Annotated in this window: 7 protein-coding genes; all 7 read right to left on the minus strand. The window is 39.9% G+C overall.

What is annotated here, in order from left to right; all coding sequences use genetic code 11:
- Window positions 1-96 precede the first annotated feature (96 nt).
- The 7 genes from CIK86_RS06745 to pepN all read right to left on the minus strand — a co-directional run bounded on the left by CIK86_RS06745 (window position 97) and on the right by pepN (window position 15,135).
- Window positions 97-4,926 (minus strand): NAD-glutamate dehydrogenase, encoded by a 4,830-nt coding sequence (locus CIK86_RS06745; RefSeq protein WP_086998592.1) that lies wholly within the window; start codon window positions 4,924-4,926, stop codon window positions 97-99.
- 210 nt (window positions 4,927-5,136) lie between these two features.
- Entirely contained in the window at window positions 5,137-7,458 is a 2,322-nt protein-coding gene (locus CIK86_RS06750; protein ID WP_086998595.1) for an MMPL family transporter, read from the minus strand.
- Window positions 7,458-8,453 carry a YCF48-related protein gene (locus CIK86_RS06755; RefSeq protein ID WP_011328350.1) on the minus strand — a complete coding sequence of 332 codons (996 nt, stop codon included), beginning with the start codon at window positions 8,451-8,453 and terminating at the stop codon, window positions 7,458-7,460. Before CIK86_RS06755 ends, CIK86_RS06750 begins: the two co-directional genes overlap by 1 nt.
- A gap of 131 nt (window positions 8,454-8,584) precedes the next feature.
- Entirely contained in the window at window positions 8,585-9,949 is a 1,365-nt protein-coding gene (locus tag CIK86_RS06760) for a DUF1329 domain-containing protein (RefSeq protein WP_011328351.1), read from the minus strand.
- Window positions 9,950-9,962: 13 nt separating this feature from the next.
- Window positions 9,963-12,062, minus strand: coding sequence for a DUF1302 domain-containing protein (locus CIK86_RS06765; protein ID WP_086998598.1), 2,100 nt, complete (start codon window positions 12,060-12,062; stop codon window positions 9,963-9,965).
- Between the two features lie 253 nt (window positions 12,063-12,315).
- Complete coding sequence (locus tag CIK86_RS06770; protein ID WP_086998601.1) at window positions 12,316-12,537, minus strand: DUF2835 domain-containing protein; 222 nt, start codon at window positions 12,535-12,537, stop codon at window positions 12,316-12,318.
- 3 nt (window positions 12,538-12,540) lie between these two features.
- A complete protein-coding gene (pepN, locus tag CIK86_RS06775) occupies window positions 12,541-15,135 on the minus strand; it encodes an aminopeptidase N (protein WP_086998604.1) in 2,595 nt (864 codons plus the stop codon).
- Between the last annotated feature and the right edge of the window lie 29 nt (window positions 15,136-15,164).

The following is a 15,164-nucleotide window of genomic DNA, read 5'->3' on the forward strand; positions in this document are numbered from 1 at the left end:
GACTAGGCCGAGGTATTGTATAACAATTTTAACCATTAACTCATTATTTTCACCAAGGAAAATAATGAGTAGGCATTAATTATGGTTTTTATTCTATTACACGCAGTTATGGCTTAATAACATGAGTTCACGTAGTGCTACTGAAAACTTAGCAAAATCGTGAGTTTGTGATGTTCTAAACTCTGCAAGCATTTGCTTCCAACGTTGTAATAATAACTCTTGGCTATCCATCCATTGCTCAATTTGGCCATTAACATCTTTGTTATCATCGGCAAAACCGTTTAATACCACTTCTGCTAATGTACGTTGTTGCCAATCAAGCTCTTCGCGGTACGATGCACGCGCTAATGCCTGCCAATGGTTTGCTACTGGTTGCTTAGTAATTTGCTCTAAGAACCAATGTAAGCCCATGTTTGCACCAAGCTTGAAGTAAGTATGCGATACAGTATCGATACTTTGTTTCGAACTTGCTGAGATTTCAGCTAAGTCCATAGCAGAAAACAAGCTAGATAAACCAGTAATGCGATTAGCTAGTTCTGCAGGCACACCACTTTGTGTTAACTCTTGGGCAGCTGCAACTAAAAGCTCGCCTTCTTTATCAACCATATACGTTGTTAAATTAGCACTTAAATCTGCAAATATTGGCGCAAAAAATTCAACTGTTTGGGTAATTGTTTGTGCTTTGTTGCGATGACGTAAGAACCAACGTGTTACACGACGAACCGTGCGACGTAATTGGTATAGCATTTCAGTTTGTACAGCAGCCGGAATTTTATTATCAAGTGCAACAACCGAGGCCCACGTATCGCTCATTTGGAACAACTCGCTGGCAATTGAATAACATAAAGCAATTTCAGCTTCATTTGCACCGGTTTCTTCATGCATACGCACCATGAAGTTAAGGCCCATATCGTTAACAATTTGATTAGCCAGTTTAGTGGCAATAATTTCTTTACGAAGTGGGTGATTATCCATCGCTTCGTTAAACTTCTCACGCAGTGGTAACGGGAACGAATTAACTAACAATTGACGGTAATATGGATTTTCCGTAATTTCATCTGTAACAAATGACTCTTTAAGTACCATTTTAGAGTACGACACTAAAATCGCTAACTCTGGACGTGTTAAGTCTTTGCCAGCTGCTGCACGTTCTGCTAATTCTTCATCACTTGGGATAAACTCAATCGCACGATTTAGCTTGCCTTCTTTTTCAAGAGCATGAATAAAGCGAATTTTCTCTTTAAGCGTTGATGAGCCTTTAGATTGAGTAATTGAAATAGTGTGTGTTTGACGATAACAATCATTCAATACCAGCTTAGACACTTCGTCTGTCATAGCGTATAAAAGTTCATCGCGTTGCTTGCGCGTTAAGTCACCTGAGGTAACTAAACCATTAAGTAAAATCTTAATATTAACTTCGTTATCTGAACAAGTAACGCCACCTACGTTATCAATAAAGTCAGTATTAACACGGCCGCCTTTCGCTGCAAATTCAATACGTCCTAACTGAGTTGCACCTAAGTTACCGCCCTCGCCAAATACTTTAGCACCTAGCTCGCCACCGTTAATACGCAGTGCATCGTTTGCACGATCCCCTACATCGGCGTCAGTTTCTTTGCTGCTCTTAACATAAGTACCAATACCACCATTCCACAATAGATCGTAATCCATCATTAGCGCAGCTTTGATCAGTTCAGTTGGTGTCATGCTGGCTTTTTTAGTGCCTAACATTTTTTTCATTTCTGGGCTTAGTGTAATCGACTTAGCCGCACGAGAGAAAACACCACCACCGGCAGAAATTAAATCTTTATTAAAGTCTTCCCACGATGAACGCGGTAATTTAAATAAACGTTCACGCTCAGGATACGTTGCTGCTGCATCTGGTGTTGGGTCAATAAAAATATGCATATGGTTAAATGCAACTTGTAAACGAGTATGTTTAGATAACAACATACCATTACCAAATACATCCCCTGCCATATCGCCAATAGCTACCACGGTAAAATCGGTTGTTTGACAATCAATATCCATTTCGCGGAAATGACGTTTAACTGATTCCCACGCGCCACGTGCTGTAATACCCATTTTCTTATGGTCATAACCCACTGAGCCACCTGATGCAAACGCATCACCTAGCCAAAAGTTATATTCATTTGCAATGCCATTAGCAATATCAGAGAAAGTTGCAGTACCTTTATCGGCTGCTACAACTAAATAAGCATCATCGCCATCGTGGCGAGTTACATCTACAGGCGCAACAATTTCACCTTGTACAATATTATCTGTGATATCTAACAAACCACGAATAAAGATTTTGTAACATTCTTGGCCTTCTTTTAAGAATGCTTCACGCTCAGTTGGCAATTGTTTACAAACAAAACCGCCTTTTGAACCTACTGGCACAATTACCGCATTTTTCACTTGTTGTGCTTTAACTAAGCCAAGTACTTCAGTACGGAAATCTTCACGGCGATCTGACCAACGCAAGCCACCACGGGCAACACTACCGTATCGTAAATGCACACCTTCAATACGCGGAGAATATACAAAAATTTCAAACGCCGGTAATGGTAATGGTACGCCAGGAATTAAGCTTGGCTTAATTTTAAACGATACATACGATTTAAATTGGCCATTGCCATCTTTTTGAAAGAAGCTAGTACGCAGTGTTGCCACTATCATATCAACGTATAGACGTATAATACGGTCATCATCAAGATTGGCTACGTTTTCAAGTTCTAAATATATTTCTGTACTAAGCTTTTCAAGTGTTTTTTCACTTGCAGGGCTTTTAACTGAGAACTTTTTAGTAAACAAGTTAACAATTTTTGCTGCAATGTGTGGATAATTTGCAAAAGTGCCTTCAATGTAAGCTTGCGAGAAGGTAACCCCAATTTGGCGCATGTATTTAGCGTACGCACGTAATATTGACGCTTCACGCCCAGTAAGACCACCCATTAATACTAAACGGTTAAAACCGTCGTTTTCTAAGCGGTTATTCCAAACACTGGTTAACGCAGCGCGAAAACGTGCTGAAATTTTATCAAAATCTGCCATCCCTTTGCTATCAATTAGCATAGAGAAATCCATGATCCAATTAATGCTACCATCGCTAGTTTTAACTGAATAAGGTGTTTCGCCAACGACACGTAAGCCAAAGTTTTCTAGCATCGGCATCACATCAGATAAATGAATAGGCTCATCTTTATGAAATAAGCTTAAACGCACAACATTGCTGTTAGCTTCTTCTTGCGGGCGATAAAATAACATTTCAAGTTTGTTTTCATCGTTAAGCATTTCTAGCTTTTCAATATCAACAACAGCTGCACTTGGTAATACTTCATCTTTATATGAGCGAGCAAATGCTTGAGCATACTTACGGTTTAATTCATTACCGCGTGCTTCGCCAGCTTGCTCTAGTAAGGCTGATTGTAATTTATCTTCCCAAGTACGGGCCGCTTCAACTAAATTGTTTTCAATGTCTTTCACTTTATACTCTATATTATTATCAGTCACACGCACGGTATAATGAGTACGGGCTAGTGTTGACTCAGAGAAATAGGTTGTAAATTCGACTTTTTCGTCAGAATTAAATGCATTTGCTAAAATATTTTGCGTTTCATGACGCAGTGCCGTGTTATAGCGCTCACGTGGTACATAAACCATACATGAGAAAAAACGTCCATAGGCATCTTTACGTACAAACAAGCGACACATATCACGCTCTTGTACTTGCAACACGCCCATTGCAACTTCTAGCAATTCGCTTTCGCGGGCTTGTACAAGTTCATCTCGCGGGTAGGTTTCTAATATATTAAGCACCGCTTTATAAGCATGGGTGCCTTTGGCAAAATCACACATTTGCATAATACGGTCAATTTTACTTTTAAGAACCGGTACGTCTGCCGCACTGTAGTTATAAAAGTTTGACGAGAACAAGCCAATAAAGCGATCCTCACCAATAACATTGCCTTTGTCATCAAAACGTTTTACACCAACATAGTCGATATAAGCCGGACGATGTACGCGTGATAATGAGTTAGTTTTAGTTAAAATTAGTAAGTTACTACTACGCGCATCTTGGCGAGCAGCTTCTGGTAATTCAGAAAGTAGACGAGTGTGTTCTACACCGGCATTTTTCATCAAACCTAAACTGGTTTCCATTACGCCTTTTAACTCGTAATCACCCTGTATTGGCGATAACTCATATTGGCGATAGCCCATTAGGGTAAAGTTGTCTTTAACTAACCAGTCTAAAAACTCAACCGTTTCATCTACTTCAGCATTATTTTTGCCAGCACGACGTTTTGGTAGCTCTTTACTAACTGCAATTAGCTTTTCGCGAATTGGCTGCCAGTCTTCTACCGCTACCGACACATCTGTAAGCACAGACTCTAACTCTTGTTTGAAAGACTCAATCACAGCTGAATCTGTTTGACGGTCAATTTCAATAAAGAATACTGTTTTGGTCGAGGTTGATTCTTGCTCTGCTTTTAAACCAGATAAACCTGAGATTTTGTCATTTTCATCTCGTTGGATTTTAAGCGGGCTATGTAGTAATAAGTGAGAGGCAATATTTTCACGAGTCATGGCCATACGTACTGAATCAACTAAAAACGGCATGTCTTTAGCTATAATCTCAACAATGGTATGCGATGACTGCCAGCCATCTTTTGCCACTTCTGGGTTGAAAACGCGAATAACCGCGTCATCAGACGTGTTCTTTTCTAGCGAATTCCAAAGGCTTAGTGCAGCACCATATAAGTCACTATCGTTACGATTAGCCAAATCCTCTTTAGACATATTGCTGTACAAGGCTTTGGCGAATTTTTCAACGAGTAACACATTATCAGCGCGAACTTTTTTGTGGATAAGCTTACAAACATTATCTAAAATAACTGAGGCTTGACCTTCATTTCGTGTCATTGTTTATTCCTTAAATCTATTACTGCTTAATAGCAGAATATTTGTACAGCATTTATTAGCGTGTAGTCGAGCAAATTCTAACTCGTTTACAACTAATAAACAGCCTTTTACGATGAAAACATTTTTAGCTTTTCAGCTATTTGGTCATCTATTCACAAATTATAGATATAAATGGCCTTTACAGGCCATTTAGGAGCAAACTTATTCACTTTATTTTTTCTGGTCAGTCCAGAGCAAGCTACCAATTGCTGGTAAAAGCAGCACTGCACCCAGCATATTTACTAAAAACATGAAGGTAAGCAAAATTCCCATATCAACTTGAAATTTCAAATCAGAGAAAATCCAAGTACTCACGCCAATAGCAAGTGTAATACCGGTAAATAATACTGCACTACCGCGCTCAATTAACGCATTTCGATAAGCAACACTCAGCGGTACATTTTGTTTTAACTGCCCCATCATCGACGACAATATATAAATACCATAATCAACGCCTATACCCACACCTAATGCAATAACTGGCAGTGTAGATACGGTTAAGCCAATTTCCAGCTGTACCATTAGTGCTTGTGCAAGAGTAGATACCACATACAGAGGTAACACTACTGCAATGGTTGCTTTTACGCTTCTAAAGCTTAGTAAACACAAAGCAATTACAGCGCCGTAAACATACAGCATCATCGGAATTTGCGCCGCTGACACTGACTCGTTTGTGGCTGCCATTACACCTACTGGGCCTGATGCGAGTTTAAACGCAACTTTATCTGTACCCTCTTCTTGTGCAAAGCGTTTAACACTTTCAATTACAAGATCAATTGTTTGCGCTTTATGATCATCTAAAAAGATAATCACTGGCATCACTGAGCAATCGCCGTTGAGTAATCCCGTGCTGGTTTCTACCCGCGAGGTAGATTGTACTAAGCTTGCAGAGTTACGTGGCAGGCTTTGCCATTTAAGGTTACCTTCGTTATAACCGGCATTTACCGACTGCGCTACCGAGCTTAAGCTTACCGCTGATTGCACACCGGCAACATTCTCTACTTTGTATTGAAAACGGCTAATACGCCGCATCACATCATGCTCAGTACATGCTGCAGGATACGCTTCTACAATTACCTTTAAGATATCAGACGAAATGGTGTATTTGTCCGAGATTAAAAATGTGTCTTGGTTATAGCGTGCATCTTGGTGCAATGATGGTGCGCCAGCATGTAAGTCCCCAATACGCATTTTATCTGCTTGCCAATAACCAAGTGCAAATAACACTAAAGTAAAAGCAATTATCATTTTAGCAATTTTAGGATCGGTGGCTTTAACCAATAAATCTCTAATTGCATCAAGCATATTTGGTTTTTTAGCATCACCCGATTGAATATGTACACTATTTTCAAAGTGCATATACGACGCCCATACAGGGAGTAAAATCAGGTTAGTAAATATAATTACCGCAACACCTAAACTAGCAGTTATAGCAAGCTCTCTAATAATACCAATGTCAATGGTTAGCAGAGTTAAAAAGCCAACCGTATCCGATAACAACGCAATGCCGCCTGGGATCAATAATGCTCTAAAGCTTGACTGACAACATTCTCGCGTACTTTTACCCTCGCCTACTTTTTTACCTATCGCGTTAATCATCTGCACACCATGGCTCACACCAATTGCAAATACTAAAAAAGGTACCAAAATAGACATAGGATCTAAGCCAAAGCCTAAACTCGACAGTATCCCTAATTGCCAAATTACAGCAATGATCGAACACATTATAGGTAAAATAGTCAGCTTTAAACTGCCACAAAATAGCCAAACCATAATAAAAGTAAAGGCAATCGCGATGGCAAAAAATACCACCACACCTTTTGCACCTTCGGCTATATCACCGGCCATTTTAGCAAAACCAATTATATGAATACTCACCTTGTCGGTGCTTAGCGGTTCACGTAGTTGTGTTTCGAGTTTTTGCGCAAATGCTAAAGTATCGAGCTTTTCTTGGGTTTGCGGATCGGTTTCCATTAATTGCGCTGTCACCATCGCACACGAATAGTCACTGGCAATCATGCGCCCAACTACTTTCGCTTTTTCGATATTTTCTTTAACGACCCCTAAACCCTGTTTATCGGCTTTAAAATTAGCAGGAATTATTGGCCCGCCGGCAAAACCATCTTCAACTACTTCAACAAATCGAGCGCTGGGTGAAAATATTGAATTTACTAAAGGTCGATTAACACCAGGGATAAAATATAGCTGGTCGTGTACCGCTTTTAATTGGGTAAAAAATTCAGGATTAAAAATATCGCCGCTGTCGTCACACACCGAAATTAAAATACTGTTAGCGCCACCAAACTGCTTTTCATGTTTGGTGTATACCTTCATATAATCGTGGTTTAACGGAATGTTTTTATTAAACGAGGCATCAAGTTGAATTTGTGTCGCTTTAAATGCCAATAAACAGGTTATAAGCACAAAGCTTATAAGCATAATTAAGCGATGTTTAAATATCGCATTTTCTATAAAGTCTAAAATCTTATGCATTAAGGGGTCAACTCCTTCACTTTAATGCCATCTTCTGTTGCCATGATTAGTTTATTATTTAAAATCACACCATCTAGAATTGCTTTACCGTCGGCCAATTGCTCATGTGTAAGCTCAGCGTTTTGCAAATGAAAAATCACGCCGCTATTGGCCAACATTAGCCATTGTTCATTGTTATAATTTATGATGTTGTTAATCGTTGCTGTTTTTTTATTATCAAGGTGCTGCCAATTTTGATCACCTTGCTGGCGAGTAAAAACATTGCCTCGTAATCCTGCCACTACCTCTTGCTGCGCATTGGCGCTAAATGCAAAAAATGATCCTGGGTAAATTTCGTCAACTCGCTGCCATGTTAAGCCTGCATCGGTACTTTTTGCCATTAAGCCCATTTCACCCACTAACATTAAACCGTCTGGAGTTTGCTCAATGCGGTTAAAGTGCGGCAAAATTGAGGCTGTTTCTGCTTCATAACCTTCTGGGTCGTGTTCTTTTAAATCACTCAAATATTCTCTATCGTCACTAAATAATAGCGAGTCTAAAAAACGTTTTTGCCAGTGCTTACCACCGTCGCTGGTTTGATAAAACATGCCATAAGCCCCCACAGCATAACCATGTAGCTCATCTTTAAATAAAATATCTAAACACGGTTTATCTATCTCTGGCTTAGCTTGTTGTAAATGCCACGTTTTACCACCATTTGTAGTATTTATAATTGTTGCATCGTGCCCACAGGCCCAGCCATTGTTTTCATTAGTAAAATCAACCGCAGTTAACAATACTTGAGTTGGCACCGATTCTGCTTGTTGCCAATCAATACCATTAATACTTGTAATTACAGTGCCATGCTTACCAACAGCCACTAAACCCGCTTTAGTTTGGGTAATATCAGTCAATAACGTTTTATCGGCGTTTATTGCACTAATAGCAAATTGAGGAGTTTCTTGTGCAACACTCGCACCGCTGAGGATCAGGCTGGCATATACCAAATACTTCATAAATTTAAATCGCCTTGAACTGGGGAATTGTTTGTCTATTTAGGTGAGGAAAAGCCCTGCGCGTCAAAAAGACAAACGCGATGAGAAAGGAAAAAAGGCACCTAACCAATCGGTTAGGTGCCTACTATTAACTATCTACCTTCGCGACGTAATGCGCTTGATGTAAACTCATTGTCGTTAAACGACTGAGAAAAATCATACATTTTGTGCTGGTTATCTAAACCAATTGCTAAGTAACGACGAGAGTTTAAATCATGATAAACCTCTAACGTACTCCACTGCGTTGGTACTTCATAGTAGTTAAGGCCATAAGCCATAGCTACACGGTAAAGTTGGTCACGGTTATCGTAAATATCGGTAACCTGTACTTGCCAGCTATCTTCATCAATATAAAACACACGTTTTTTATAAATATGGCGCGTATCATCTTTTAAGTTAGCTTCAACCACCCACACACGGTGCTTTTCGTAGCGTGTATGCTCAGGGTTAATATGTCCTGGCATTAATATTTCGTCATAGCTTAGTTTATCGCTATGGAGCTTATAACTATTGTATGGAATATAAAGCTCTTGCTTACCTTTTAATGTCCAGGTGTAACGGTTTGGTGACCCGTTAAACATGTCAAAGTCATCTGTGGTACGTAAGCTGTCAGCTGCTGTACCTGGTGCATCATAAGCAACGTTAGGTGCACGACGAACACGACGTTGACCACTGTTGTAGGTCCATGCTTGGCGTGGCGTTAATATTTGGTCCATGGTTTCATGCACTAATAACGCAGTACCCGCTAGGCGTGCCGGCTCTGTTACTTTTTGTTTAAACTTAAACAAAATATTTGAGTCTTGCAGTTGCGCAGGTGTAGCACTTGGATCTGAGTATTTAACTAGTAGTTGCTCATCAAAACCAACATAGTTATACGAACCCGAAGCGGTAGGTGCTGCTTGGCCGCCAAAACGCTCAATAGACTGACCACGGTAACGTAGCAAGTGATTCCAAATTGCCTCTAAACCAGTTTTAGGAATAGGAAATGGAATACCAATTGCTGTACTTTTAATCCCATTACCGCCTTCTATTAGCTCTGCAGTGGGTGCAAATTGCTTAGTTGCATCATATACAAATTGCGGGAACGAAGCGGAGCGACGAGTTGCATATACTGGCATTTTAAAGGTATCAGGATACGCTTCAAATAACGCAATTTGGCCAGGGCTTAAGTTCGCTTTATATTTTTCAATATTGCTTTTATCAATAGTAAACAACACTTTATCCGTATTAAACGGGTCTAAGTGATGCATACCTGCTTTATAACCTGCCGGTGCTGCGGTAATACCACCATTCCACGCAGGAATAGAACCATCTGCATTGCCTGCTTTTTGCGCGCCTAGCGGCGTTAAGTCTGCACCTAAACGCGCAACTTCTTCGCTGCTAATTTTAGCTAAAGCAGCGTGACTTGCAAACAAGCTACAAAATGCAGTAGCAATGAGGGTAGGTTTTTTAATCATAATAATATTACCCCTAAATAGAATATTTTAAGTTAAATGAAATGTAATCGCGATCAGAGAAGGTATTAATGTCGCCGCCACCCCAAAATGAGTTGTAGCTAACATCTAATGACCACGCATTTTGATAGTTAAAGTTCATGGTTGCACCTAACGATTTACGATCCTCTATAAACAAAAACATAGGATCTGGCGTGTTACCATTTACGTCATGAGAAAATACAAAACGTGGCGAAAAGTTAATACCGTTATACAGGTTATAATAATCACCTTTAGCAATTAAGCGATAACCCCACGATGTAGCCGTAGCAAACTCTTTTTGCTCTGCTCCATTTGATAACGCCATATGTAGCGCAGAATAATCAGAACTGCCTGGGCCGGTCATAATGCCACTACGCCCAGTACCAGAAACGTTTAAACGCATTTCATCGTACTCCGGCATACTATGAATACGCACGCCACCAACCTCACCTACCACAGCCCAGCTATCTGCACCCAAAGATGGGCCAAATAAATGCGTCGCGGTAAATTGTAATTGACTGGTATTACGCTCTATATAACCTTTTGCTAGCTCGCCAGGGCCAACAACACTAACTGCATTGCCTGGGCTCATTTGTGAAATACCCGCAAATTCAGGGCGTAAACCTGCCACTGCTAATTGCTCTGGCATTGCAGCGTAAAGTAGCTCTACGTCGTCAATTTGTAGTGGTTCATCTTCGCGAAAAGTAAACTCACCGGCAAACGCAGTTTCACCTAAAGATGTGTTGAAGCTCAAACCATAGAGTTTAATGTCTTCTGGGTATTCATTTTTTGCTAAAGAGAAAGCTCTTAAATTATGAATATTATCTTCAGTGATTTCAGTCGTTGTAATCATTGCTAAATCTTGGGCAAGTGAAGCTTGAGTAAAATTAGACACTCGACCAGATACTAACGGGCGACGGCTATGATAATTCACATGATAAAATGCCACTTCCGTGTCATTAAATTCAGGTAAAAACACGCCTAAACGTAAACCGTATTGGCCGCCGTCATCCGGCTCTACTTTACCTTCATCGCCTTTACCTTTTAGTGCTACCTTAGTTGGATAGGCTAAATACATTTCGGCCAGTAGCGCTTTGCCTTGAGCACTTGAAGGATCAACGCCTTTGAGTGAGGCTGCTAGGGCAAAGTCAGAGGTTAAATTATTTAAACTGTCGGTTAAAAATGCTAAATCAATATCAGGATTTGAAGTAAAACCTAACTGCACATTTTGCTGATAACCATTTTCAGAGGCAAAGTCATTGGTAGAAAAATACGTTCCCGTTGCTGGTAAGCGTGTTTCTTGCCATTGGTATTGATAAAAACCCTCTAAGGTTACGTTATCAGTAATACCTAACGACGCCCATAACATACCAACAGGTATAAAGGCTTCTTTAAGCTCTGCACCAGGCGCTTTTAAACGGTCTATGTCAACTGGGTTAACGTTAATACCATGCGATATTAATGTACTTTCACCCCAATTTATTACTTGTTGACCAACGCGAATTGATAGTGGGTTTTTTCCTTCATTTAAATCAAAGCTTGCCCATACATACGCATCTAATAAACGGATGTCAGCACAGCTTTGTGCTTTTGTATCTTTGTCATCACATGGATCGACGCCTTGGCCTGAGGTAGGGTTTACATAAGCACGATCGCCATCCATTAACTCAAAGTCATAAAAATACATAAATCGAGTAAACAAACCATAATTATCTTTACTGATAGATAGATCATGGGTGCCCTTTAATAGTTTTGAAAACGAATCACCACTATCAAAGTTTAAATCGCCTGCATCACCATTGTTTGAATATGATCCTGGTTGCGCCCACACATCTTGCGATGAGTAAACGGTATTGTTTAAGGCTGGGTTATAACCCGTCCAATCGAATGAAGGGTTGTTACTTTTACCTATTAAGCCAAAGTCTCGGTCTTCTACACGAATACTTTGCCCATAAGAAAAAGTGGAGTCGAAAGTTATATCAAAACCTCCGGCTTCAAAAACTGCCGCTTGTGCAGTCATTGCAGATAACCCTAAGCTTGCGGCTGCTAAACCTATAGCGATTTTATTTTTAACAAAAAGCGATCTTCTTATCATTTTGGTTTCCCCCCTGTCGCGGGTCATTTTGTGTGATCAAGTTATTGTTTTTAGTGTAATCGTAACGATAGAAGCGAATTAAACAAATTACAAACAGTCGCCTTCAATCAGTCATAATCTTTTTTTATTCACTGACGTTTACGCAATGGTAAGACGTCATACCAGTAATTTATACACGCAAATTAACAATAGGACAAATCGAAATTAACAAAAAGGCAATATTTATGTATATCTATAACATAAATACAAGCGCTTAGGCTACTCGTTCGAGGCGGATAAACTTATTTTCGGGGGTAAGTATCAATCTAAACCTACCTCGCACCCCTAAACTAGAAATGTAGGGGCGCAGGTAGTTTGCGGCAAATCGAATGGTTTTACCGCTGTCATCTACAACTTGTACTGAGCTATAACGTCCATGGTAGTAATCCATGCATTCGTTGTAGCTCAAATTTAATCTAAAATAATATTCAATCATGATTTAATTTAAGGCTTTTTCAACCTTCTCAAATAAATCGTCGCTCAGCGTATCTAAATCAGCTAAACGCTGCAGTTGTGTTTTCATTGCTGCAGAACGTACTTTATCGTAACGTTTCCACGACATAAAAGGCGTTAACATGCGTGATGCATTTTGCGGATTAATAGTATTGAGCTTAATGAGTAAATCACCAAGCAAAGCATAACCTTTACCATCTAGGCGATGAAATTGCGCGGTATTAAAGTGACTAAAACTGCCAATTAAAGCACTCACTCGGTTAGGGTTTGAAAAGTCAAAACAAGGATGTTCATACAGTGCTTTAATATTGTCAATTGCATCATCACCCGACTGCATGGCTTGCAGTGCAAACCATTTGTCCATTACTAATACGTCGTGTCGCCATTGGCTATCAAAATGTGCAAGCAAGGTGTCGCTTAAGGTATGCGACGCTTTTATAGCACCACTGAGCGCACCGAGCACATTGGTCATATTAGTTGAGCTTGCAGCTTCTTTTATAAATTCAGCCGCTGATAAACTGTCTGTTTTTGCTAGGTAATACAAACATTGTTGTTTTAATGAACGTATTGCCACAGCAGCCGCATTAACACTGCCATCGTCTTCAAGTGCTTGGTAACAATTAATAAATTCTTGTTCAAGGGTATCGGCTATTTGCTGTTCAAACTGCTGCGTAATAGTAAGAATAGCATCAACTGGGATCGTCTCAAACTCAGCTGCTAAGGTATCAAAGCTAGGGAGTTTTAACAGTTCAGCAAGTAATGCCAAGTCACCTGCTCTACTGGCTATTAATACCTGTAATGCTGCTATTATTTCATTACTTAATGGTTCAGGTTTTTTGCTTGCAATACCACGCTTAACCGCATTAATAAATAGCTGTTGCTGTGCATCCCAACGCGAAAAGTCGCTACGCGCAAAGCGCATTATGTGCAATAGGTCTTGATCGTTACTGTGCTGCTTTAATATACACGGGGCTGAAAAGTCTTCCAATAAAACGGCAACAGGTTGCTCTGCTAGCTGATCAAAATTAAATGTTTGCGTTGCTTTAGTTACATCAAGCACATGATCAACGCTCTGACCTTTATATTGTAACGGTACACTTTTCCCCTTGCTATCTAACAGCTCAATTGCAAAAGGAATATGCAAAGTATCGTTTTGTGGCTGATTAATTGGCGCAGCCTGCTCAATGGTAAGGCTAAACGTTTGCGTCTCGCTATGATAACTTTGTTGTACATTTAAACGAGGAGTACCCGATTGGCTATACCAGCGTTTAAATTGCTCTAAGTTAATATTAGATGCATCACTCATAGCACTTACAAAATCGTCACAGGTAACTGCTTGGCCATCGTGGCGTTCAAAGTAAAGTGTCATGCCCTTTTGAAAGTTAGTTTCACCAAGCAAGGTGTGCATCATGCGAATAACTTCAGCGCCTTTATCGTATACAGTCACAGTGTAAAAGTTATTCATTTCAATTACTTTTTCTGGACGAATAGGATGCGCCATGGGTCCTGCATCTTCACTAAACTGGTGAGTACGCATTACTTTAACGGCATCAATACGGTTTAGCGCGCGCGAGCCCAAATCACTGCTAAATTCTTGATCTCTAAATACTGTTAAGCCTTCTTTTAACGATAACTGAAACCAATCTCTACAGGTTACGCGGTTGCCGGTCCAGTTATGAAAGTATTCATGCCCAACAATAGATTCAATGGTGTGATAGTCTTTATCGGTAGCGGTTTCTTGATTTGCCAAAACACACTTACTATTAAAAATATTAAGCCCTTTATTTTCCATCGCTCCCATGTTGAAAAAATCAACGGCAACAATCATATAAATATCAAGGTCATACTCTAAATTAAAGCGTGTCTCATCCCACTGCATCGCTTTTTTAAGTGAGCTCATTGCATGTGGTGTTTTTGACAAGTTACCTTTATCTACAAATAAGGTTAAATCAACATTCTTACCACTTTTTGTAGTATAGCTATCATTTAACACATCAAAGTCACCCGCCACTAAAGCAAATAAGTAACTTGGCTTCTTAAACGGATCTTGCCACTTAGCAAAATGACGACCGTCTTGCGTTTCACCGCTATCTACCATGTTGCCATTAGAGAGTAACTGCGGGTATTTTTTGTCTGCTATTATGGTTACATCGAATGTTGATAAAACATCTGGACGGTCCATATAGTAAGTTATTTTTCTAAAACCCTGCGCTTCACACTGAGTACAATAAGCCCCACCCGATAAATAAAGTCCTTCTAGAGAAGTATTTGTTTGCGGAGAAATTTCGGTCACTATACTAAGTTGGCAGTGATCTGGTAGGTTATTAATAATGAGTTGCTCACCCACTATTTTATAATCGCTAATATCATGAGTATCTATTGAGAGCGACACTAAGCGTAAATCAATGCCATCGAGTACTAAAGGTGCCGTTTTAGCGCCCACGCGGCTCAATGTAAGTAGCGCAGTGACTCTTGTTGTTAACGGCTGTAAATCAAAGTTAAGCTCGGTGTGATTAATTAAAAAGTCTGGCGCTTGGTAATCTTTTAAATATTGTGTTTGCGGTTTTTGTGCGGCAGTCATAAATACTCCAAAAAAAGCCCCTTTTATGT

It is taken from the genome of Pseudoalteromonas sp. JB197 (assembly GCF_002332205.1).
GTDB classification, from domain to species: domain Bacteria; phylum Pseudomonadota; class Gammaproteobacteria; order Enterobacterales; family Alteromonadaceae; genus Pseudoalteromonas; species Pseudoalteromonas nigrifaciens.